This is a genomic window from Gordonia paraffinivorans NBRC 108238, assembly GCF_000344155.1.
In the GTDB taxonomy this organism is placed as follows: domain Bacteria; phylum Actinomycetota; class Actinomycetes; order Mycobacteriales; family Mycobacteriaceae; genus Gordonia; species Gordonia paraffinivorans.
Genome location: NZ_BAOQ01000027.1, coordinates 71,644 through 93,798, shown reverse-complemented (window position 1 = coordinate 93,798; position 22,155 = coordinate 71,644). Strand labels below are relative to the sequence as shown.

The window sequence follows — 22,155 nt, the reverse complement described above, 5'->3', positions numbered from 1 at the left end:
TCGACGGGCGTCAGCGACTGCCTTTGCATGGGATTCGTCGATCTTCAGGCCCGGGGATGCCACGCACGCGACCGGACGAGCGGCGTGACCTCATAGGAGCTTGAGCACAAGCCCCATCACTGTCTTGTCCGCTTTGCTCGACCGGGCGCGTGCTGTCCCCGTAGCTGGCACTGGAAGGCGGCATAGACCACGATGACAGACCACCTCTCGTCCCCCGAAGTCTTCGGCGGAGTCGACACCCACGCGCTCACGCATCACGCCGCCGTGGTCGACCGGCTCGGTCGCGAGTTGGCCGATCGCGAGTTTCCGGCGACGCCTGTCGGCTATGAATCTCTACGGTCTTGGTTGCTCGGCTGGGGCCAGCTGGTGAGCGTGGGAGTCGAAGGCACCGGCTCCTACGGTGCTGGGCTCACGCGGGTGCTCACCGGCGCTGGAATTCCCGTCGTCGAGGTCGACCGTCCGGACCGATCTGCGCGACGCTCGCAGGGCAAGTCCGACCCGCTGGACGCGTACGCGGCGGCTCGGGCGGCGGCGTCAGGACGCGCGGCCGGAACTCCGAAGTCGCGGGACGGCATCGTTGAATCGATCCGGTGCCTGCGCCTGGCGCAGCGCTCTGCGATCAAGGCCAGGACCCAGTGCATCAACCAGATCCGGGCACTCCTGGTGAATGGGCCGGCCAACCTGCGCGAGCAGATGCAGCCGCTGCCCACTGCGAAGATGATCAAGTCTCTGGCACGGCTTCGACCCGGAGCCGACCTCACGGATCCTGGCATCGCCTGCAAGCAGGCGCTCCGCTCACTGGCGCGTCGTCACGCGGACCTCGATGAGGAGATCAAGGAACTGCACCGCGGGCTCACCGTACTCACCCAGCAAGCTGCGCCCGATCTGCTTGAACGGCCCGGCGTCGGTGTCCAGGTCGCGGCACAGATGCTGATCACCGCTGGCGACAACCCTGACCGACTCGGGTCCGAGGCGTCCTTCGCCCACCTGACCGGGGTGGCGCCCGTTCCCGCATCCTCAGGCAAGCGGCACCGGCACCGACTCAACCGCGGCGGCGACCGCGCCGCCAACAATGCGCTCTACACCGTGGCACTGGTTCGCATGCGTTACCACGAGCCGACCCGCGCCTACGTCCAGAAGCGCACCGCCGAAGGACTGACGAAGAAGGACATCATCCGCTGTCTCAAACGCGCCATCGCCCGCGAGATGTACCGACTGGTCACCCATCGAACAGACCCGCTGAAGAGCTCAGCAGCATCTTTAGAGACGGCTGCTTGACATCTATAGGAGCATCCCTGCAGGCCTTCTTGGCCAAGCCCTCGCAGACGCGTCACCAGATCTGATGCGTGAACTGCTGCAAACCATGATCAACGCGCTGCTATCGGCCGATGCCGACGCGGTCTGCGGAGCCGAATGGAACCAACGCACACCAGAGCGCACCAACCGCCGCAACGGCTACCGCCACCGGCCACTGGATACCCGCGTCGGCACCGTCGACGTCGCCATTCCCAAGCTACGTTCGGGCAGCTACTTTCCCGAGTGGCTCCTCGAACGCCGCAAGCGGGCCGAGTCAGCACTGATCACCGTCGTGGCCGACTGCTACCTCGCTGGAGTCTCGACCCGCCGGATGGACAAGCTGGTCAAAACTCTCGGCATCGACTCGCTGTCGAAGTCACAGGTCTCACGCATGGCCACCGACCTCGACGAACAGGTCACAGCGTTCCGCCATCGTCGCCTCGACGAGGTCGGGCCGTTCACCTTCGTCACCGCCGATGCGTTGACGATCAAAGTCCGCGAGAACAAGCAGGTCGTCAAAGCCGTTGTCCTGCTGGCCACCGGTGTCAACGGCGATGGCCACCGCGAGGTGTTGGGCATGCAAGTAGCGACCAGCGAAACCAAAGCCTCCTGGAACACCTTCTTCGCCGATCTGGTCGCCCGCGGGCTGGGCGGGGTGCGTCTGGTGACCTCTGATGCCCACGCCGGACTGGTCGAGGCGATCGCGGCGAACCTGCCCGGCGCCGTGTGGCAACGGTGCCGTACCCACTACGCGGCCAACCTGATGGCGGTGTGCCCCAAGTCCATGTGGCCGGCGGTCAAAGCGATGCTGCACAGCGTTTATGACCAGCCCACCGCCACCGCCGTGCACGAGCAGTTCGACCGACTCCTGGAATACACCGAAGGCAGACTCCCCAAGGTTGCTGACCATCTCGGTGACGCTCGAGAGGACCTGTTGGCCTTCACAGGCTTCCCCGATGACGTGTGGCGACAGATCTGGTCCAACAACCCCACCGAACGACTCAACCGCGAGATCCGCCGCCGCACTGACGTTGTGGGTATCTTCCCCAACCGTGACGCCATCATCCGACTCATCGGCGCGGTCCTGGCCGAGCAGACCGACGAGTGGGCCGAAGGCCGCCGATACCTCGGCCTCGAGGTCCTCAACCGATGTCGACTGACCCTGACCACCGACACCACCACAACACCGGAGGCCACTACCGACCCGCTGATCGAACTGCCTGCCTGAAAGCCCGACGAAGGATCAGAAACGAGTTACACCACTACCTGGGACTTGACCCACCTCCCCGGGCAGACTGCACTACCCGAGCACCTGCGATCAGACCTGGTGCGTCGGAAACCTGCTCTCCGGCATGAAATCAACTGCACCTCCCGACAGTCACCGCTACCGGACGCAAGGCCATAGGACGACTCTCGGATCACCGCATTCTGCGCGATCACACGTGGATGCCGAACGTGTCGATCTTGCGGTAGAGAGAGGGACCTCGCGATCCCCAGCAACTTCGCGGCGGCGACGCGATTGCCACCGCTGTCCCGTAGCGCAGCCACTATGGCATCGCGCTCGACTCTTTCCATTGCCGTCATCGTCCGGCGAGGCGCGGAGCTGAGCGCTGAAGGCAGATCAGCTACTGCGATCGTTCCCGCGGGCTTGGCGCGAAGTACGTGATTGAGAGTGTCGACTAGTTCACGGACGTTGCCGGGCCAATGGTACTTCTTCAGGGTTCGCATCGTGATCCGACAGGATCGCTTCGCGCATGATCTCCGCGATCAGGAAATCACCGGGTGTCCATGGCCATGAGAAAGTCCCCACTGGTGGCCAGGTCGAGGTCCCCGCTGGTGGCCAGATAAAAGTCCCCACCCTGTGTTCGTCGTGTCGACCCGGAACTGAGGGCCCAGGCGATGACGGTGAAGGTGCCAACCGATCACTGTCACCGCCTGGGAGTTCCATTGAAGTCTGCGAAGGACCGTATGGACTTCATTTCTGCTTACCGAGAACTCGGGAGCTATCGCGCCGCCGCCGAGGTGTGCGGCACCACCCACAAGACCGTCAAGCGTGTGGTCGACCGGTTCGAGGCCGACGATCAACCACCAGATCGCAAGGTACGGGCCCGCAACTACGACACCGTTGCCGAGCTGGTCGCTGAGCGAGTCGAGCGATCACACGGCCGGATCACCGCCAAACGACTGCTACCGGTCGCGCGTGCCGCGGGTTATGCAGATGGCCATCAACACCGACCCCGCTGCCCTCGCCCGTATGGCGCAGGAGCTGACCCGGCTCGAGAAGTCGGTCCAAGACGCGACCCGACGAGTCCGCACCCAGCTCAACGGAACCCAGTGGAATGACCCCGTGCGGAAGAACTTCGAGGAACTCCTGGGCAACATCGAGCGGAACTCCCGCACGATCGCACAGATGTCCAATGAGGGCGCCCGCATGCTCAAGACGAAGGAACAGCAGATCCGGGCCTATATGGGCCGCTGATCCCGAAGAGCTCAGCCAGTTCGGGCGTCGCGCCGGACTAACCGCGCGCCATGTCCACGAACCGGCTGAGATGCAGCTGGTGCGCGACGGTGATCGTCGCCGTGGGGCCGTTACGGTGCTTACCGACGATGATGTCGGCCTCGCCGGCACGTGGGTCGTCGCGCTCGATGGAGTCGGGACGGTGCAGCAGGATGACCATGTCGGCGTCCTGCTCCAGCGAACCCGACTCACGGAGATCCGACACCTGCGGCTTCTTGTCGGTGCGCTGCTCGGGCCCACGGTTCAGCTGGCTGATCGCGATCACCGGGATCTCGAGCTCCTTGGCCAGCAGCTTGAGCTGACGCGAGAACTCCGAGACCTCTTGCTGACGGGACTCGACCTTCTTGCCCGACGTCATCAGCTGCATGTAGTCCACCGCAAGGACTCTCAGGTCGTGCTTCTGCTTGAGGCGACGCGCCTTGGCGCGGATCTCCATCATCGTCAGGTTCGGCGAGTCGTCGATGAAGAACGGCGCGTCGGAGATCTCGCCCATGCGTCGGGCGAGTCGAGTCCAGTCGTCGTCGCTCATGGTGCCGGCACGCATGTCGGCGAGCTTGACCTTCGCCTCCGCCGACAGCAGGCGCATGACGATCTCGGTCTTGCTCATCTCGAGGGAGAACATGGCCGCGGGCAGATTGTGGTGGATGGCCGCCGACCGCAGGAAGTCCATGGCCAGCGTCGAGTTGTGGGTGGGGACCATGGCCTCGCCGGCGAGGTACATGTGCTCGGGGTTGTCGACCTGCACGCACCGCACCGGCACCGAGTCGACCGGCCGCACCGCGACCACTCGGCGGACCCCGGCCTTGCGGCGGAGTTCCTTGTGCCGCACCGCTTTGTGGTGGACGGTGAAGACGTCGTCGTCGGCGTCCACGCGGAGCCATCCGGTCGCCGAACGCTTGTAGCTGTACCCGAGTCCCGCGACGAGGTCCGCGATCACGGCCGTCATGTGACGGGTGGCCGCAGGAACGGTGATCCAGCCGTCGTCGTCGACGGTGGCGCGCGCGTCGAGGATGCCGGCGAGCAATGCCCGACGCTGAGCGACCGACCCGCGCAGGTACTCGTACGGGATGCGGCCGCCGAGGTCGGCCATCAGCGTCATGACGTCGACAGGCCCTTCGGCGTCGATGCGCATCCCGATCTCGGGATCGTCGAATGCCATCCCGGCGAGTGCCGCCACGGTGTAGGGGCCGTAGGCGAATCGCTTTCGGGGCAGGTCGAGTGGCTTGGTGTTGCGGATGACCGCGCAGCCGACGTGTGCGCGCAGGCCTCCGGTGGTGACGAGCTGGCGCTCACCGTCGATCTCGGCGACCCACTGGTGCTGCTCGTCGGCGACGAGGACCGCGCCGTCGTTGAACTCGACCTCGTAGCACGGACGGTCGGTCATCACCTCGGTGGCGGCGACCACCTTGGTGGGCCGGCCGTGCGCGTCGAGCAGTTCGTCTCCGACGGCGACCTTGCCCATGGTGGTCCAGCCGGTCGGAGTGGGCAGCGGTGTGTCGAGTGCGAGCGCCTTGCCGACGCCGGGTCGCGCGGCCACGATGATCATCTGGCCGGGATGCAGGCCGTTGGTCAGCTTGTCGAAGTCGGCGAAGCCGGTGGGCACACCGAGCGAGATGCCGCCGCGCGAGGCGATGGAGTCGATCTCGTCCATCGTCGGCTGCAGGAGTTCCTCGAGGGGGACGTAGTCCTCTGCCTGCCGGCGTTCGGTGACCTCGTAGACCTCGGCCTGGGCACGGTCGACGACCTCGGCGACGTCCTGACCGTCGCTGCCGGCGTAGCCGTACTGGACGATGCGGGTGCCGGCCTCCACGAGGCGGCGCAGGATCGCCTTCTCGGCGACGATCTCGGCGTAGAAGCCGGCGTTGGCGGCGGTCGGCACCGTCGAGATGAGGGTGTGCAGGTACGGCGCGCCACCGACGCGCTTGAGCTCCCCGGCGCGTTCGAGTTCGGCGGCGACGGTCACCGCGTCGGCGGGTTCGCCCTTGCTGTACAGGTTGAGGATCGCCTCGAAGATGGCCTGGTGCGCCGGACGGTAGAAGTCCTGGGTGCGGATCTTCTCGACGACGTCGGCGATGGCGTCCTTGGACAGCAGCATGCCGCCGAGCACCGACTGCTCGGCGGCGAGATCCTGCGGTGGCTGACGACCGAAGTCCTCGGCCGGGAGGACGTCGCCGTCGCGGCCCTTCCTCTTGTTCCGGTCACCAGCGGCGGGACCGTGCCCGCGGTCATCCACAACAGCCACGCGTGTCTAACCTCTCGCAACGCTCGATCCATCCCCCTGCACAGGGACGGACACGACCTCTGTGGTGTCGGCCCCGGCTGGCCACCTCGCGAGTCCCCGGTGTCGACCTCATGCATGTCTGTCTCTTTCCTATCCGGTCGCACCGACATCCACCGACGGCGTCGTGCTCCGGACGAACGGAGACGCTGTCGCGTGACACTAGGGGGTCGGTGGCGTCGACTCAAACCCACCTGTTGATGAATCTGGGGAGGACTTGTGGACGGGGTGTGAGTGGACGGGGGAGCGTTTGTGCAGCCGTTGTGGAAAACCTTGGGAATTCAGGTGTGTACAACACTGAACTCCCAGGTCAGGGGTCTGAGATGTTTCCACAATCAAGAAACTGAAAACTCTTTGTCGCTCATCGGCGCGTCGCACCTTGGGCGTGTTGCGTCCGCTCCCACCACCCTCTGTGGTGGATCATTCGGTGAACTCTTTGAGTGACTCTCATTACCACTGGTCCGCGCGCCGCGACCCCTGGCCCTGGCCGTCGACTTGTCGCCGGATCGCAGACGGAGACACCGGCGATGTGATGCAATTGCCGACGTGTCGAGGTTGGGGTTGCGAAGCCGGATCATCCGCAGAACGGTCGGCGCGCTCGCTGCACTCGTGGCGGCGGGCGGAGTGGCGATCGGGGCACCGCCGGCGGTAGCCGCACCGGCCGGACCGACTCTCCCGGTCGAGTTCGATCTCGCCCGTTACCAACCCGTCGATCCCACGACCTATCGGTCGCTCGCCTACGCCGACAACGGCCGATCGTTCTTCACCGCCGGTCGGTGGATGTGCCAGATCGGTCAGGGCTACCGCTACGTCGGCTGCAAGGGGCATTCGGCGACCGCTCCGCGCGGGGCGTCGGGAGCCGCGATCGCCGGCGACCAACAGGGCCCCTGGTGGGTGATGCCCGACGACACCTACCACTGGGGGTCGCGTGCCGGCTTCCGGCCTCCGGTACTCGGGGTCGGCAAGTGCGTCACGATCGCCGGGGTCACGTGCACCGTCCCACGCCCCGACGTCGTCGCCTGCCGCACCGGCGCGCGGGCGCTGATCTTCACGCCTGCGTGGCACAAGTTCTTCTTCCCGTCCTGGGACACCCTGGGACCGGGCACCAGCGCCGTCGCCCACAGCCCGAACCCGGCACCGCGCTACCTGCCGCCGAGGCTCCAGTACTGGAATCAGCTGCCCGCCTCTCCCCCGGCACCGAAGTAGACCCGCACAGAAGGACTCCGGACATGCAGCAGGGCCGGGTGGAATCTCTTCCACCCGGCCCTGTTGCGTCAGATGCGGTGCGTCAGCTCGCGGCGACGACGTCCAGCTGAACGGTCGCGGCGACCTGCGGGTGCAGGTTGACGGTGACCGGGTAGCTGCCGGTGGACTTGATGTGTCCCTTGGGCAGGACGACGTTGCGCTTGTCGACGACGGGGCCGCCGGCCGACTTGATGGCACCGGCGACGTCTGCTGCGGTCACCGAGCCGAACAGCTTGCCCGAGTCGTGGGTCTTGACGTCCAGCGAGATCTTCTCCAGGCCCTCGATGGCCTGCTTCAGCTCGTTGGCGTGCTCGAGACCGCGGACCTCGCGGGCCTCCTGCGCCCGGCGGATGCCCTCGACCTGCTTCTCGGCACCGCGGGTGGCCTTGATGGCCAGGCCGCGGGGCAGCAGGTAGTTGCGGCCGTAGCCGTCCTTGACCACGACGATGTCGCCGGCTTCGCCGAGGTTCTCCACGGCGGCGGTGAGGATGAGCTTCATGTCAACTGATCCTTTCCGCTTATCGGCTGGTCGAGGTGAAGGGCAGCAGGGCCACCTCACGCGAGTTCTTCACGGCCACCGCGATGTCGCGCTGGTGCTGCACGCAGTTGCCGGTGACGCGGCGCGAACGGATCTTGCCGCGGTCGGACAGGAAGCGACGCAGAAGCGCGGTGTCCTTGTAGTCGATGACGGCCTTCTTGTCCTTGCAGAAGCTGCACGCCTTGGTCTTGGTGACCTTCTCGACGCGAGGCTTCCGGCTGGCCTTTGCCTTTGCCATGTGTGTATTGCTCCAGTCTTGCCTTCGGGCTCAGGCACTTTCGTGCGTGAACCCAAGAGTGTTCAGAAAGGTGGTTCGTCGTCCCCGCCGCCGAACGATCCGGCGGTGCTGGCAGGTGCGCTGCCCCAGGGATCGTCGGCCACCGGCTGACCCGAACCGCCGCGGCTGCCGCCGCCCGATCCGAATCCACCGCCACCACCGCCGCGCGAGGCACGATTGACCTTGGCGGTGGCATAACGCAGTGAGGGGCCGATCTCGTCGACCTCGAGTTCCACCACCGTGCGGCGTTCGCCTTCCTTGGTCTCGTAAGACCGCTGCTTGAGGCGTCCCTGCACGATGACCCGGGTTCCCTTGGTCAGGCTCTCGGTCACGTTCTCCGCGGCGTCACGCCAGATGTTGCAGCGGAGGAACAGCGCTTCGCCGTCCTTCCACTCGTTGGTCTGACGATCGAACGTGCGAGGAGTGGAAGCCACCGTGAAGTTGGCAACCGCTGCCCCGGACGGAGTGAACCGCAGTTCCGGATCGGCGGTCAGATTGCCGATGACGGTGATGACCGTGTCGCCTGCCATGTGTGTTTCCCCTTGGGTCGTTGGTGGGCACTCGCTGATCGACATGCACCGGATTCGAGGACAACCCTAGAACCCGGTACCGACGTCTTCAGACGTTCCAGAAACCCTGTGGACTACTTCCGCAGGACCTTGGTGCGCAGAACCGACTCGTTCAGCTTCAGCTGACGATCGAGCTCGCTGACCGTGGCGGGCTCGGCGCTGATGTCGATGACGGCGTAGATGCCCTCGCTGTGCTTGGCGATCTCGTAAGCAAGACGGCGCTTGCCCCAGATGTCGACAGCATCCACCTTGCCGCCGTCCTGGCGGACAACGTTGAGGAAGGTATCGAGAGAGGGTGCGACGGTGCGCTCGTCCAGATTCGGATCGAGGATGACCATCAGTTCGTAGTGACGCATAAGACCACATCACCTCCTATGGGCTAGGTCGGCCACGGACTGTCCGTGGCAGGAGGGTCGCCTGCGTCGGCAACCTGTCAAAGATACATGACCAGGGCATATTCTCCGAAACCGCAGGTCAGTCGTCACCAGGGCGTGCAGGCGGGTGCGGCTTGCGCGCCGCGCAGCGCGACGACCTACTCTGTTGGCCATGTCGGAGCCGCTGACCACCCCGTCTCGGCGCATCGGTCGTCTGTCGGGTCGCGGCGAGTCCGCGGTGATCGTGCTGGTGTCGCTGCTGGCGACCGCCGCCACGATGTTCTGGAGTTACCAGGCCAAGGTCGCCTGCGGCGGCGCCCCCTTCGACGCGCAGGGCCGCAGCCGCAACTGGCCGGCCGGCGACGGCGGACTCATCCCCTGCTACTCCGACCTGATGTACCTGTGGCTCGGCCGCGACATCAACAACCACGTCTTCCCGTACATCCACGGCGGGATCAATCCCGACGGGACCCTGTTCGGCGGCGTCGTCGAATACCCGGTGCTGTCCGGCCTGTTCATGTACCTCGGCGCGATCGGGGCCCACACCGACACCGCGTTCTTCACGCAGTCGGCGCTCCTGCTCGCGCCGTTCGGGTTCGCGATCACCGTCATGCTCGCTTTGATGGTCCGGTGGTGGGCGCTGTTGTGGGCGGCCACGCCACCGCTGGTGTTGTACTCCTTCCACAACTGGGAGTTGCCGGTGGTCGCGACCGCGGTCGGGGCGATCGCGGTGATGGCATGGGGCGCCTCCGCCGACCCCGACACCGGCCGCCGGCGACTCGGAGTCCGCACCAGCGCGATCCTCGCCGCGGTCCTGCTCTCGATCGGGTTCTGCCTCAAGCTCTATCCCGGGATCTTCGTGCTGCCGCTGGCGGCCTACGTGCTCACCGGCGGTGCCGCCGACGTGCGGGACGCCGCGCGGCGCGGCTTGGACTGGGCCGGTGCAGCCTGGGTGGCCGGAACGGCGGTGCTGACCGTCGTGGCGATCCAGTTGCCGTTCATGGTGCTCGGCTTCGAGGGGTGGAAGGCGGCGCTGTCGTTCCAGGGACGGCGCAAGGCCGACGTCGACACGAATTCGATCTGGTACTGGGGCCTGCGCTATCTCACCGGGACCACCGACACCTATCACTCACTGGTGGGTGTGCTGTCCCCGCTGCTGGTCCTGGCATCGTTCGCGGTGGCCATGTACCTCGGATGGCGCGTGTACAAGCGGGACGGGATCTTCCCCTGGATCGGCGTGAGCGGCGCGATGCTCGCCGGGTTCATGCTGTTCCACAAGGTGCATTCTCCTCAGTACACGCTGTGGCTGCTGCCCTTCTTCGTGCTGATGAGGGTCCGCTGGCAGGTGATCGTGATCTATCTGGCCACCGACGTGGCGCTGGACCTGACGATCTTCCGTCTGTTCCCGATCCGCGACGCAGGCGATCCGCTCCCGTGGTGGATCCTGACCGGCGTCGCGGGCTCGGTGTGGGTGCACGCGGCGTTGCTGGTCTACCTGATCGCGACGTTGGCGCGCACCTCGCTACGCGAGCCGCTGGCCTCGAGGTTGCGGCGCCCCATCGACGCGAACCGCGTCGAAGCCACCACCGCCCCACCGACATTCACGGGGAGAGCCTGACATGAGTTCGTGGCTGGGGCGCGGTCCCCTCGTCGGCGAGCGTGTGACGTTGCGCGCCTTCACCCTCGACGACGCCGCGGAACTCGCCACCGTCGTCGGTGACCCGGCTCGGTTCCGGTGGTCGCCGAATGTCCCGGTCGACCTCCCCTCCGCGCGCCGGTATGTCGAGACCGCGCTCGCCGACCCGGAGTCGCGAGTGGCCTTCGCGGTCGTCGACAACCTCGACGGGAGGGTCGTCGGCTCGACGAGCTTCTACGAGATCGACCCCGCCAACCTCAGCGTCTGCATCGGCTACACGTTCTATGCCGACGATGTGCAGGGCACCGTCGTCAACCCGACCGCCAAGTACCTGCTCATGCGCCATGCCTTCGAGGAGTGCGGGGCCGTTCGCATCACGTGGCACACGCATGAGCTCAACGCGCGGTCGCGCGCCGCGATCGAGAAGCTCGGCGCGCGCTTCGAGGGGCTGCTCCGCAAGCACCGGCGCTTCGGTGACGGCTGGCGGACCACCGCGCTCTACGCCATGACCGACGACGAGTGGCCCGCCGCGAAAGAGGCTCTCCTACAACGGATGTCCGCCTGAGTCGGAGGAGCCCGTGCCCGGCGGCTCCCTGGTGTGGTCCGGATGGCCATGGGTACGGCGGCTCTCCTTCATCCTCGCCTCGTGGAGGTGGCGGACACCGTCGGTCAGCTCGTTGCGGATGTGGTCGGTGTGGTCCCGGAACGGCTGCCAATAGGTGTCGTCGAACTCCTCCATGATCTGGAAGGTCCAGCGCCCGTCGAGCACATTGCGGCCGACCATCTCTGTCTGCAGGGTCTCGGCGATCTCCTCGTGCCCGTCCTCCCGCAGAGCGTCGACGGCCTCGCCGAGGAGCAGGTCCGCATGCCCGATGAGCTGGTGGAAGCTGTACAGGTGCCCGCGAGCACGTTCGACGTACTCGAGTGCCTCCCCCACCTTGCCGACCGCCTCGGCGGTGCTGTCCGCGATGTTCTCGCCCGGCCCACTCGTGTCTGCCTCACTCATGTCCGGACGGTACCCACCCGGCGTCCCGTCGAACCCTCAGAACCGTCGGCCGAGGTGGCCGCCGTAGACGTGTTCGTCGTCGAACCCGTCGTGGATCTCGCCCGGCTCGCCGTCGAGGGCCGCGTTGATCTTCTTCCCCAGATCCCGGAACTCCGACTGCGCCTCGGCCGATCTCGGTGCCAGTGCCGAGAAGGTCCGCAACCAGCGGTGGACGGTGCGCAGGTCGTCGGTGGACAACGGACCACGCACCCAGTTCGCCTTCTCCCAGGTCTGGCGTTCCCAGGCCTGCCACGGATGGTCCCAGCCGGTCGGCGGGGTGATCGCGAAGAGCCCGTTGACGACGACGTCGTTGCGGTCGACACCGAGTTCGATGCGCCACCGGTCGACGAGCTTGGAGTAGACCACGTAATCGGCGGCGGTCCAGGTGGAGTCGCGGAGGCCTTTCCATCCGGCCCTCCGTAGCGATCTCGCCACCTTGGTCTCGAGGACGGGACTCGGATGCTCCGGATCACCCGCACCGGCGAAGTACAGGTACCAGGTGAAGCCGGCCGGCCCGAGTCGCTCGATCACGTTGCCGCCCTTGTCGGGTCGCAGCATCGCGAACGCGGCCCCCGGGTCCTCCCGAGCCGCCAGTGCCGCCTCCTGCAGGAGCCGACCGATGCGCTTTCGGTCGGCGGCGACCGCGGCGATCCGTTTGCGCCCGTCGGAGTTCCGCCGGCCGAGACAGAACGCGATCACGTTCCACAGCAACGCGATCGCGTCGTCGGGCGAATCCGCGGCGACGGACCCGAGGCCGAAGAGATCACGGCGTCCGATCTCGTTGCCGAGCAGAGGATTCGGCAGATCGAACTCGGCGAGGGCCTCCGACCACCACTGCGCGTCGACGGCCACGGACTCGGCGGACAACTCGGCGGCACGATCGCCGGCGGCCAACCAGTCGGAGAGATCTTCAGGGGCGGAGAGCTGGGTGGGATTCATGGTCCCTTGGACGCGGCTGAGACCGGATCGGTTCCGGTCGGACCGGGATCTCTCCGAGATCGGGAGGGCGCCGGCGCGCGGGATCAGGTCCCCGCGACAGCGACCCTCTCCGGCGGGCTCTGCTCGGGATCTCGTGACCGGTTGCGCCCCAGACTGATCCGCATGCGGTCCGGCGCCGCATCCAACACACCGCCGGCGGGGTCGTCGTACCGGCGACCGTCGTTGCCGCGGCGCACCAGGTCGTCTCCGGGGTGCCAGATCTGCCAGACCACCACCGCGCACAGCAGGATCACCATCAGTCCCCGCACGACGACCGCGACGGTGAACCACTGGTCGGGCAGCCACCGCCTCTCCGCGTCGAGGAAGAGGCTCATGCGCGGAATCCAGATGAGCGCGTCGAGGGTCATCCACGTGAGCAACAACCGCGTGTGCGGAATCGCCAGCACCGCGAGCGGCACGAGCCACAGCGAGTACTGGGGGCTCCACACCTTGTTCACGAGGAGGAATCCGGCGACGGCGAGGAACGCCAGCTGCGCCACCCGGGGCCGGCGCGGGGCCCCCACGCCGATCCCGGCGACCGCCACCAGGACGAGCACCGTCAAGCCCACCGACAACGCGTTCAGATGGTGGATGTTCCATGTGAAACCGAGCGAGTCGGCAAGGATCCGGTAGATCGTGTCGGCGTCGGCCGAACGGTCTGCGTTGAACCGGAAGAACTCCCACCAGCCGGTGGGGTAGGGAATGAGGATCGGCAGGTTGACCAGCAGCCAGGCGGCCGCGGCGGCCGCGGCGGTGGCGCCGAACTCGCGCACCCGGCCGCTACGCAGGCACAGCGCGCCGAGCACGACGAGCAGCAGCGCGGGATAGAGCTTGGCCGCGGCGCCGAGTCCGATGCAGATTCCGGCGAGCCAGGGTCGCTCGCGGGACCATGCCAGCAGCGAGAGGGCGACCGCCGCGGTGGCGATGGCGTCGAAGTTGGTGAACGCGTGCACGAACACCAGCGGTGACAGGGCCGCCAGCCACACCGTCCACATCCGGGTTCGCGCCGTGAGCGCGGTCGCCCAGATCGTGACCAGCCAGAACAGCGTCAGGCCGAGCGCGACGATCGTGAAGAACAGCACCACGTCCAGGGCGCCCGGCACTCCCCAGTTCTCGGTGGCCCAGACCCACCCTCGCGAAAGCTGTGCAGCGCCGTACATGAACATCCCGGTCAGCACCGGGTACTCCATGTACCGCTTGATGGTCTCGCCGTCGGAGTCCTCCTGGAACCAGTAGTCCCGGTAGGGCAGCGCGCCGATGTTCAGCCGTTCCGCGCCGTAGAGGCTGATGACGTCGCTGTAGCAGAGGTTGGTGAACTGCCGCTGATCGTCCCAGTCCAGACGCATCGAGGCGCCTGCCCCCGCCGCGCTGTCGGCGACCGGGATCTGTTGCAGACAGCTCGCCTTTCCGAACCAACCCAGCATCAACCCGCAGAGTGCGAGCGCGAACAGCACGCGCAGGGGCGTGAGATGACGGCTGCGGCCGATGACCGCATGTGCGCCGACCGGTCCGCCCACCACCGAACTCGCCTCACGGACGAGGGGATCGGTGCGCGTGGGAAGCACACGCTCGGAGTCGACGCGGGTGTCGGGTGCGCGAGGTACCGGGCTGTCCCAGGCGAGTTCGGCGTCAGCCGAGGTGTCCTGGTCAGCCGATCGGCGGTTCAGGGACTCCTCCGCCGCCCGCACCACCGCCGGCACCGCCACCGGTTCCGCCACCGGCACCACCATCAGCACCGCCACCGGTTCCGCCACCGGCACCACCGCCGGCGCCGCCACCGGTTCCTCCACCGGTTCCTCCGCCGGCGCCACCACCGGCACCGCCGCCATTACCGCCACCGCCGTTACCGCCGCCCCGCGGGGCTCCCGGGATCGGGATGGTGACGCCCGGCGCCAGGGTCAGGTTGCCGTCACCGCCCTGGTCGGGGATGTCGAACGTCGGCAACGACGGACCGCGATCGCGGGTCGACGGGGCCGGTGCGTAGGTCGTCGCGGGCGCTTCGTACGGGACACCGGCCACGCCGCCGACCTCCTCGGGCTCGGGGAACTGCTTGATCTCCTTGCCCTCGAGCGCGGCGTCCATGGCCGCCTTCCAGATCGACGCGGGAAGACCGGAGCCGTAGATCGAGGCGCCGTTGTAGTTCTTCAGCGCAGTGCCGTCGTTGGTGCCGACCCAGACAGCGGTCGACAGCTGCGGGGTGTACCCGACCATCCAGGCGTCCTTGTTCTGGCGGGTGTCACCGAGCTGGACCGTGCCGGTCTTGGCGGCCGCCGGGCGCGCTCCGAGCGTCGAGTCGTACAGCGAGTTGCCATTCGAGTAGGCCGGGATCGGCTGAAGCGCGGCGGTCACGTTGTCGGCGACCTTCGCCGGGAAGACCCGCTTGCCCTCGGGCTTGCGCTCGAAGAGCACGTCACCCTTCGCGTCGACAACCTTCTGCACGAAGTACGGCTCGTGATAGACGCCCGACGCGGCGAGCGTCGCGTACGCCGAGGCCATGTCGATGACGCGGGACTGGTACTGCCCCAGCACGACACCGCCCTCGGGTTCGCCGTTCGGCTCCTGCAGGGTCTTCTCGATGTTGCCGAAGGACTCGGCCACACCCGCGCGATGCGCGGCGTCGGCGACGTCGCGGGCGCCGTTCTCGAGGTCCATCATGAGGCGGTAGTACACGGTGTTCAGCGACATCTTCATCGCGGTCGCGAGGTTGCACGAACCGCAGCTCTCGCCGTCGGAGTTCTCGACGACGAGACCGCCGGTGGCCTCGAAGGGAGCCGAGCTGTACACCTTCGACAGCGGGATGTCCTGCTCGAGAGCGGCGACCAGCGCGAAGACCTTGAACGACGACCCGGTCTGCAGGCCTGCCTGCGCGAGGTCCCAGCCCTCGGCGTCGTCCCCGCCGTAGTAGCCCCGGACGCCGCCGGTCTGCGGGTCGATGGAGACCACGGATGCGATCAGGTCCTCGGGCTCGCCGTTGAGCTTGCCGTTGGGGCACTTGTAGATCTTGTTCTTCCGGCAGGCCGCCTGCACCACGGCGTTCTGCACCTGCGGGTCGATCGTGGTGGTGATCTTGAGCCCGCCCGTGCGCAACTCACGCTCGCTGATGCCGATCGTGTCGAGTTCCTCGAGCACCCGCCGCTTGATGAGCCCGTTGGGGCCCGGGGTCACGTCGGAGGCGTCGGCGCGCGGCTTGACGGTCTTCGGGAACTTCGCCTCGGCCGCCTGCTGCTTGGTGATGGCGCCGGTGGTGACCATGCTGTCGACCACGTAGCGCCAGCGGGCCTCGGTGGCCTCGGGGTTGGTCTCGGGGTCGTAGTAGGACGGCGCGCGGATGACGCCGGCGAGCAGCGCCGCCTCCTCGAAGGTGAGCGGGTTCTTCTTCGCGCGCGCTGGATCGGTGATCGACTTGTTGAAGTACTTCTGGGTCGCGACGGCGACGCCGTAGGCACCCCGACCGAAATAGATGGTGTTGAGGTAGGCCTCGAGGATCTTCTCCTTGGTCCACCCGTGCCGCTCGTTCATCTTGGCCGCGATCGCGAGTTCCTTGAACTTGCGGCTGAAGCTGCGCTCGTCGCCGACGATCGCGTTCTTCACGTACTGCTGGGTGATCGTCGAACCACCGCCGGCGGACGTGTCGCCGGTGATCTGGCCGATGACCGCTCGTGAGAGACCCCGCGGCGAGAAGCCGTTGTTCGTCCAGAACTCACGGTCCTCGGCGGCGACGATCGCCTGGATCATCACCTCGGGGATCTCGTCGTACGGGACGACGGTGCGGTTGCCGTCGGGCTGGGTGACCTCGGCGATGGTACGACCCGAGGTGTCGACGATGGTCGCCTTCTGGCTGACCTCCGGCTCGGGGATCTCGGCGGTGAGATAGGTCCAGGCGAACGCGACGATCAGGACCAGCACGATCGCCGGCACGACGGCGCCGACCGCACCCAGTGCCCAGGCGAAACGCTTGTTCCGCGCGGCCGCCTCGGCGGCCGCCGAGTACCGGCCCCGACCGCTGCTGCTACCACCGCGGGCGGATCGGGAACCCGTCCCTCGCGGCGTGGGCGAAGAACCGCGTACCTCGCTCATCGTCCACCTTTCCAACCGGGCGCGGCGACGTCTCGCGTCGCCGACCCCGGCCACTTTTCAAAGCCTTTGCCATTCCACTGTGACAGCACGCGCGTCGACGGCTGGAAAACCGCTGGTGGGCGCACTGCTACTTGGCCACTCGCCGGGTCCGTCGCGTGGACCGGGGCGGCAGCCCGGCAACGTATGACTGCACCAGATGGTTCCAGCTGCACGTCCGGCACACCTCGACCACGTGGACCGTGAACTCCTCGGCGGTGGTCGCCAGCCGGGCGATCTCCTCGTTGCTGCGGGCAGATCCGCTCACCTGGCCCAGCCGCTCGCCGAACACCCACGAGACGAGGGTGACCTGCTCTTTCCGGCAGATCGGGCACAACACATCGCTGAGCCGCCCGTGGAACTTCGCCGCGCGCAGGAGATAAGGACTCGCGTCGCAGACGTCGGCGACGGCCGTCCGCCCGGAATGGACCGCGGACAGCCGAGCACGCCGCTGGAGGGCGTAGTCGACGATCTGGCGCTGCACGGTTTCAAGCGTACGTGGTCACGCGTTTGTCGTCGGCGTGACGGTCGGGTCCAGCGGATCGGGATCGGCCGCGACATCCCGCACGTCTATGGCCTTCGCCACCCGTCGTGGACACGGTTATATCGGTGCGATACATTGGCGAATACATCGGAGCGGTATGTCCAACCGTCAGAACGCCCCGAGACATGATCTGCACACACGAACCGAGGGGGGGTGACCGATGCTCGAGTTGGCGATTCTCGGCCTGCTCCTCGAATCCCCCATGCACGGTTACGAGCTGCGCAAGCGGCTCACCGGCCTCCTCGGGGCCTTCCGTGCCTTCTCCTACGGTTCGCTGTATCCGACCCTGCGCCGGATGCAGGCCGACGGCTACATCGTCGAGGCCGACGCCCCCTCGGGCGGAAAGGTCCGGCGAGGACGTCGGGTGTACCAACTCACCGACGCCGGCCGCGAGCGGTTCGCCGAACTCGTGGCCGACACCGGTCCGCAGAACTACACCGACGACGGTTTCGGTGTTCATCTGGCGTTCTTCAGCCGGACCCCCGCGGTCGCGCGCATGCGCATCCTCGAGGGACGCCGCCGGCAGGTCGAAGAACGCCGCGAAGGGTTGCGCGAGCTCCTGCGACGGTCCAACCGTTCGGTCGACCGCTACACCCGCCAGCTGCATCAGCTCAGCCTCGAGTCCAGCGAACGGGAGGTCCGCTGGCTCAATGAACTGATCGCGGCAGAGAGCTCCCGTCAGGAGAAGGGGACTTTCAGCCCGTTCGACTCCGACGACCTCACCTCGGACACCACCGGGGCGGAGAGCGTCGGGGACGAGCTGTCACACGACGATTCGGGGTCCACGACCGACCCCGGGCCATCCGATGACGATTTCGAAGAACCGAGCTCGACGCCGAGCCGGGATGAAAACGGCTCGGAACTGCCGAGCAAGTGAAAACAACGGTGGCGCAGCGAACGACTGCGATGCCGCGACAAGAAGGAGAGCCCGACCATGGGTGAGCCCAATAAGGTGCGCGTTGCCATTGTGGGCGTAGGAAACTGCGCTTCATCCTTGGTGCAAGGCGTGCAGTACTACAAGGACGCCGACGAGAACTCCACCGTGCCGGGTCTGATGCATGTGAAGTTCGGCCCGTACCACGTTCGCGACGTCGAGTTCGTCGCCGCCTTCGACGTGGACGCCAAGAAGGTCGGCTTCGACCTCTCGGACGCGATCTTCGCGAGCGAGAACAACACCATCAAGATCGCCGACGTGCCGCCGACCGGCGTCACCGTCCAGCGCGGTCACACCCTCGACGGCCTCGGCAAGTACTACCTCGAGACCATCACCGAGGCCGACGGCCAGGGCGTCGACATCGTCCAGGCCCTCAAGGACGCCGAGGTCGACGTCCTCGTCAGCTACCTGCCGGTGGGCTCGGAGCAGGCCGACAAGTTCTACGCGCAGTGCGCGATCGACGCGGGCGTCGCCTTCGTCAACGCCCTGCCGGTGTTCATCGCCTCCGACCCCGAGTGGGCGCAGAAGTTCGTCGACGCCGGCGTCCCGATCGTCGGCGACGACATCAAGAGCCAGGTCGGCGCCACCATCACCCACCGCGTGATGGCGAAGCTGTTCGAGGATCGCGGCGTCACCCTCGACCGCACCTACCAGCTGAACGTCGGCGGCAACATGGACTTCAAGAACATGCTCGAGCGTGAGCGCCTGGAGTCCAAGAAGATCTCCAAGACCCAGGCCGTGACCTCCAACCTGACCGGCTCGCTCGCCGGCAAGGTCGAGGACAAGAACGTCCACATCGGCCCGTCGGACCACGTCGCATGGCTCGACGACCGCAAGTGGGCCTACGTCCGCCTCGAGGGTCGCGCCTTCGGCGACGTGCCGCTGAACCTGGAGTACAAGCTCGAGGTCTGGGATTCCCCGAACTCGGCCGGCATCATCATCGACGCCATCCGCGCGGCGAAGATCGCCAAGGACCGCGGCATCGGCGGCCCGATCATCCCGGCCTCGGCCTACCTGATGAAGTCCCCGCCGAAGCAGCTCGCCGACGACGTCGCGCGCGCTCAGCTCGAGGAGTTCATCATCGGGGCCTGAGCCTCGTAACCTGCTTTCCGAGCACCCGAAGCCCCGTCCGGTCCAGCGACCGGACGGGGCTTCGTCGTGTTCGCATCCGTGCCGTGCTCTGCGGATTCCCCGGTGCGACCGGGACCAGCCGTCGAGAATGCGACATCGAGGGTCTTGCGCCCGACAGGGACCACCTCGGCATCTCGGAGGCGAGACACATGCGTAGAAACAGCTTCAGAATCCTCGTGGTCGCCGCGTTTGCGGCCGTCGTCGCTCTGTTCGGCACGGCGGTCCCGGCGTCCGCTGCTCCTGCGCCGACCCCCGTGGTGACCGTGGTCGGCGGATGCGACGGCTCGAAACAGGTCCAGCCCAGGACGCTCTCCTCGATCTTCTGCGCCGACGCCGGGATCATCGTGAAGGACATCCGGTGGCTGGCGTGGACCGACGCCTTCGCCGTCGGCTACGGCACCGAACACCGCAACCTGTGCATCCCCAACTGCGCCGCGGGCAAGTACGCCGTGTACCCGGTCGGCGTCTACCTGTTCGCCCCGAAGAAGGGCGCCTTCACGCAGGTGTCGCTGTACTCGTCGGTGGTCAAGCCGCCGGAGACGTATCAGCTCACCGGTTACGTGCGCTGACGTCAGCCGCTCCCCGGGGTGTCGGGTCGGTCCGCGGGGTCAGTGCCACCTCCACCGGGCGGTCCCGCGCCCGGTCGTTGCCTCCAACTCGATGCAGTCGTGCCGAAACCGCAGGTCATCCGTCTGAAGCAGTGACCGTGACACACCCTTCACATAGAGTGTTGTCGATCGCTCCGAGTGCCCGGGCAATCCCGGCTCGTCGGACGGCATGCAGACCACGTACCAACAGAAAGGCGCAACCATGGGCGTGAGCCTGAGCAAGGGCGGCAATGTCTCGCTGACCAAGGAGGCCCCGGGCCTCACCGCGATCGCGGTCGGTCTCGGCTGGGACGTTCGCACCACCACCGGCGCAGACTTCGACCTGGATGCCAGCGCCATCGCGCTCGGTACCAACAAGAAGGTCCTGTCCGACCAGCACTTCGTCTTCTTCAACAACCTCCGTTCGCCGGACGGCTCGATCGAGCACACCGGCGACAACCTGACCGGCGAGGGCGAGGGCGACGACGAGGTCATCAACGTCGACCTGGCCTCGGTTCCGCCGGAGATCGACACCATCGTCTTCCCGGTCTCGATCTACGACGCGGACGCTCGGGGCCAGTCGTTCGGCCAGGTGCGCAACGCGTTCATCCGCGTCGTGAACCGCGCCAACGGTTCGGAGATCGCTCGTTACGACCTGACCGAGGACGCCTCCACCGAGACCGCGATGGTTTTCGGCGAGGTGTACCGGCACGGCGCCGAGTGGAAGTTCCGCGCCGTGGGTCAGGGTTACGCCTCCGGCCTCGCGGGTATCGCCCGCGACTTCGGCGTCAACGTCTGACCCTCACCGACCCTGACTGAACGGCAGCACACCTCGTAGATGCCGCACCCATCGTCACGACGGGTGCGGCATCTCCGTGTCATGACATACACCGACGACGCTGTCGGCCGGTCCATCTGCTCCTCCAGAAAGGCCACAATCACGTGGTAGTACGAATATTCGGCCTCTCGTTCGTCGTCACGATCGCAGCGCTCGTCGTCGCGTTCCTGTACGGCGGCGTCGAGGCCCTGATCCTCACCGCGATCCTCGGTGTCTTCGAGGTCACGCTGTCCTTCGACAACGCGGTCATCAACGCCACGGTCCTTCGCCGAATGAGCGACTTCTGGCAGAAGATCTTCCTGACGATCGGCATCGTGATCGCCGTCTTCGGCATGCGGCTGGTGTTCCCGCTGGTCATCGTCTGGCTCGCATCGGGTCTCAACCCGGTCGAGGCCCTCGACCTCGCGCTGAACCCGCCGCCGGGTGACGCCGCGTACTTCCCGGGCACCAACGACCCGAGCTACGAGACGATCATCACCGACGCACACCCGCAGATCGCGGCTTTCGGCGGCATGTTCCTGCTGATGCTGTTCCTCGGCTTCCTCTTCGAGGAGAAGGAACTCACCTGGCTCACCTGGATCGAGCGGCCGCTCGAGCGCATCGGCAAGCTCGAGATGCTCGAGGTCGTCATCGCCATCGGCCTGCTCGTGCTCACCGCGTCGTTCATCGCGCCCGAGGACGAGCGTTCGACGGTCATGATCGCCGGCGCGCTCGGCATGATCACCTACATCCTGGTCAACGGGCTCGGCGAGTTCTTCAACGTCGAGGTCGAGGACGAGGTCGAAGAACTCGCGCACTCGTCCGAGGGAGAGCAGGAGGCCCAGAAGTCCAACGGTCGTTCCGGTCCGAGCGACCTGGCCAAGGCCACCGGCAAGGCCGGCTTCTTCCTGTTCCTCTACCTCGAGGTTCTCGACGCGTCGTTCTCGTTCGACGGTGTCATCGGCGCGTTCGCGATCACCGCGGACCCGATCCTCATCGCGCTGGGCCTCGGCCTCATCGGCGCGATGTTCGTCCGCTCGCTCACCGTCTACCTGGTGCGCAAGGGAACGCTGTCGGAATACGAGTACCTCGAGCACGGCGCCCACTGGGCGATCGGTGCCCTGGCACTGATCCTGCTCTACTCCATCGGCACGCACGTCCCCGAGATCATCACCGGCCTCATCGGTCTGGTCCTGATCGTCGCGGCACTCGTGTCGAGCATCGTGCGGCGTAAGCGGCAGGCGAACGAGACCGCTTCGGTCTGACGGCTTGCAA

22 protein-coding genes and 1 pseudogene are annotated in these 22,155 nt (G+C 66.7%); 12 read left to right on the top strand and 11 right to left on the bottom strand.

What is annotated here, in order from left to right:
* The first annotated feature begins 192 nt into the window (after positions 1-192).
* Entirely contained in the window at positions 193-1,278 is a 1,086-nt protein-coding gene (locus GP2_RS13975) for an IS110 family RNA-guided transposase (RefSeq protein WP_006901171.1), read from the top strand.
* On the top strand, positions 1,271-2,524 hold the full coding sequence (locus tag GP2_RS13970; protein ID WP_040527068.1) for an IS256 family transposase: 1,254 nt from the start codon (positions 1,271-1,273) through the stop codon (positions 2,522-2,524). The genes GP2_RS13975 and GP2_RS13970 overlap by 8 nt, the downstream gene beginning before the upstream one ends.
* Before the next feature lie 26 nt (positions 2,525-2,550).
* On the opposite strand, the gene GP2_RS22200 is transcribed toward GP2_RS13970, so the two are convergent.
* Positions 2,551-3,024 carry an AAA-type ATPase lid domain-containing protein gene (locus GP2_RS22200; RefSeq protein ID WP_444542631.1) on the bottom strand — a complete coding sequence of 158 codons (474 nt, stop codon included), beginning with the start codon at positions 3,022-3,024 and terminating at the stop codon, positions 2,551-2,553.
* Positions 3,025-3,243: 219 nt separating this feature from the next.
* Here GP2_RS22200 and GP2_RS21245 point away from each other — a divergent pair.
* A pseudogene (locus GP2_RS21245) lies at positions 3,244-3,510 on the top strand (helix-turn-helix domain-containing protein); the annotation flags it as partial.
* Positions 3,511-3,514: 4 nt separating this feature from the next.
* Positions 3,515-3,775, top strand: a complete 261-nt coding sequence (locus tag GP2_RS21850) for a hypothetical protein (protein WP_006901169.1) — start codon at positions 3,515-3,517, stop codon at positions 3,773-3,775.
* A 37-nt stretch (positions 3,776-3,812) separates the two neighbouring features.
* Here GP2_RS21850 and dnaB read toward each other — a convergent pair whose 3' ends face one another.
* Entirely contained in the window at positions 3,813-6,056 is a 2,244-nt protein-coding gene (gene dnaB / locus GP2_RS13960) for a replicative DNA helicase (protein WP_006901168.1), read from the bottom strand.
* 573 nt (positions 6,057-6,629) lie between these two features.
* Between dnaB and GP2_RS13955 the strand changes: the two genes are divergently transcribed.
* Positions 6,630-7,298: a hypothetical protein gene (locus GP2_RS13955; protein WP_040527078.1), complete on the top strand. Its 669-nt coding sequence runs from the start codon at positions 6,630-6,632 to the stop codon at positions 7,296-7,298.
* Positions 7,299-7,380: 82 nt separating this feature from the next.
* On the opposite strand, the gene rplI is transcribed toward GP2_RS13955, so the two are convergent.
* The 4 genes from rplI to rpsF all read right to left on the bottom strand — a co-directional run bounded on the left by rplI (position 7,381) and on the right by rpsF (position 9,077).
* Positions 7,381-7,836 carry a 50S ribosomal protein L9 gene (gene rplI / locus GP2_RS13950; RefSeq protein WP_006901166.1) on the bottom strand — a complete coding sequence of 152 codons (456 nt, stop codon included), beginning with the start codon at positions 7,834-7,836 and terminating at the stop codon, positions 7,381-7,383.
* 19 nt (positions 7,837-7,855) lie between these two features.
* The gene (gene rpsR / locus GP2_RS13945; RefSeq protein ID WP_006901165.1) at positions 7,856-8,113 is read right to left on the bottom strand and encodes a 30S ribosomal protein S18; all 258 of its coding nucleotides are present in this window, start codon (positions 8,111-8,113) and stop codon (positions 7,856-7,858) included.
* 62 nt (positions 8,114-8,175) lie between these two features.
* Positions 8,176-8,682: a single-stranded DNA-binding protein gene (locus GP2_RS13940; protein ID WP_006901164.1), complete on the bottom strand. Its 507-nt coding sequence runs from the start codon at positions 8,680-8,682 to the stop codon at positions 8,176-8,178.
* A 113-nt stretch (positions 8,683-8,795) separates the two neighbouring features.
* Positions 8,796-9,077 carry a 30S ribosomal protein S6 gene (gene rpsF / locus GP2_RS13935; RefSeq protein WP_006901163.1) on the bottom strand — a complete coding sequence of 94 codons (282 nt, stop codon included), beginning with the start codon at positions 9,075-9,077 and terminating at the stop codon, positions 8,796-8,798.
* Positions 9,078-9,267: 190 nt separating this feature from the next.
* On the opposite strand from rpsF, the gene GP2_RS13930 reads away from it, so the two are divergent.
* Positions 9,268-10,713: a glycosyltransferase family protein gene (locus tag GP2_RS13930; RefSeq protein WP_006901162.1), complete on the top strand. Its 1,446-nt coding sequence runs from the start codon at positions 9,268-9,270 to the stop codon at positions 10,711-10,713.
* A gap of 1 nt (position 10,714) precedes the next feature.
* On the top strand, positions 10,715-11,296 hold the full coding sequence (locus GP2_RS13925) for a GNAT family N-acetyltransferase (RefSeq protein WP_006901161.1): 582 nt from the start codon (positions 10,715-10,717) through the stop codon (positions 11,294-11,296).
* On the opposite strand, the gene GP2_RS13920 is transcribed toward GP2_RS13925, so the two are convergent.
* The 5 genes from GP2_RS13920 to GP2_RS13900 form a co-directional block, all read right to left on the bottom strand.
* Entirely contained in the window at positions 11,276-11,737 is a 462-nt protein-coding gene (locus GP2_RS13920; RefSeq protein ID WP_006901160.1) for a hypothetical protein, read from the bottom strand. The two genes, GP2_RS13925 and GP2_RS13920, sit on opposite strands and share 21 nt — an antisense overlap.
* A 36-nt stretch (positions 11,738-11,773) precedes the next feature.
* Positions 11,774-12,715: an 8-oxoguanine DNA glycosylase OGG fold protein gene (locus tag GP2_RS13915; RefSeq protein ID WP_006901159.1), complete on the bottom strand. Its 942-nt coding sequence runs from the start codon at positions 12,713-12,715 to the stop codon at positions 11,774-11,776.
* A gap of 83 nt (positions 12,716-12,798) precedes the next feature.
* A complete protein-coding gene (locus tag GP2_RS13910) occupies positions 12,799-14,484 on the bottom strand; it encodes a glycosyltransferase family 87 protein (RefSeq protein ID WP_051997226.1) in 1,686 nt (561 codons plus the stop codon).
* Positions 14,402-16,831, bottom strand: coding sequence for a transglycosylase domain-containing protein (locus tag GP2_RS13905; RefSeq protein ID WP_006901157.1), 2,430 nt, complete (start codon positions 16,829-16,831; stop codon positions 14,402-14,404). The genes GP2_RS13910 and GP2_RS13905 overlap by 83 nt, the downstream gene beginning before the upstream one ends.
* A 127-nt stretch (positions 16,832-16,958) precedes the next feature.
* Positions 16,959-17,351 carry a DUF5318 family protein gene (locus tag GP2_RS13900; protein ID WP_006901156.1) on the bottom strand — a complete coding sequence of 131 codons (393 nt, stop codon included), beginning with the start codon at positions 17,349-17,351 and terminating at the stop codon, positions 16,959-16,961.
* Positions 17,352-17,571: 220 nt separating this feature from the next.
* Between GP2_RS13900 and GP2_RS13895 the strand changes: the two genes are divergently transcribed.
* The 5 genes from GP2_RS13895 to GP2_RS13875 all read left to right on the top strand — a co-directional run bounded on the left by GP2_RS13895 (position 17,572) and on the right by GP2_RS13875 (position 22,145).
* The gene (locus GP2_RS13895; RefSeq protein ID WP_006901155.1) at positions 17,572-18,288 is read left to right on the top strand and encodes a PadR family transcriptional regulator; all 717 of its coding nucleotides are present in this window, start codon (positions 17,572-17,574) and stop codon (positions 18,286-18,288) included.
* Between the two features lie 57 nt (positions 18,289-18,345).
* Positions 18,346-19,437, top strand: a complete 1,092-nt coding sequence (locus GP2_RS13890; protein ID WP_040527064.1) for an inositol-3-phosphate synthase — start codon at positions 18,346-18,348, stop codon at positions 19,435-19,437.
* A gap of 188 nt (positions 19,438-19,625) precedes the next feature.
* On the top strand, positions 19,626-20,045 hold the full coding sequence (locus GP2_RS13885) for a hypothetical protein (RefSeq protein WP_006901153.1): 420 nt from the start codon (positions 19,626-19,628) through the stop codon (positions 20,043-20,045).
* A gap of 241 nt (positions 20,046-20,286) precedes the next feature.
* Positions 20,287-20,862: a TerD family protein gene (locus GP2_RS13880; RefSeq protein WP_006901152.1), complete on the top strand. Its 576-nt coding sequence runs from the start codon at positions 20,287-20,289 to the stop codon at positions 20,860-20,862.
* A 143-nt stretch (positions 20,863-21,005) separates the two neighbouring features.
* Entirely contained in the window at positions 21,006-22,145 is a 1,140-nt protein-coding gene (locus tag GP2_RS13875; RefSeq protein ID WP_006901151.1) for a DUF475 domain-containing protein, read from the top strand.
* Positions 22,146-22,155: the final 10 nt, after the last annotated feature.